Genomic DNA, 401 nt, shown 5'->3' on the forward strand with positions numbered 1-401 from the left:
GCTGATCTCCACCCTCGCCCGGCGCGAGGCGGTCGACACCGGCCGCGCGCAGCCCGCCGCGACCGTCCGGCACCGGCATCTGGCCGAGCGGCCGCTGGTGTTCGTGCCGCTCAACACCGCCGGTGAGGCGGGCGCCCCGCTCGGCGCGCTGGTGGGCTGCGACCGGGACGCGCCGCGGCTGCTGGTGGTGCCGCAGCCGCGCGACCGCGAGCTGCGGTTCGCGTTCCTCGCCGAGCTCGCGGACGTGGTCCTGCCGTACCTGGACGGGTTCGCGGACGCCGTGGAGGCGGCCGAGCGCTCGGAGACCGACCCGGAGACCGGCAGGCGGGTCAAGGTCGAGGTCGAGCTGTGCGCGGACGCGCCCCAGATGATCGTGCCGAGCCGGGCCGGCGTCGACCTGG

Annotated in this window: 1 pseudogene; it reads left to right on the plus strand. The window is 77.3% G+C overall.

What is annotated here, in order from left to right:
* Position 1: 1 nt before the first annotated feature.
* Positions 2–401, plus strand: a pseudogene (locus tag LPA54_RS40930) (hypothetical protein); the annotation flags it as partial.

Source organism: Streptomyces sp. DH12, from assembly GCF_020873895.1.
GTDB lineage: Bacteria > Actinomycetota > Actinomycetes > Streptomycetales > Streptomycetaceae > Streptomyces.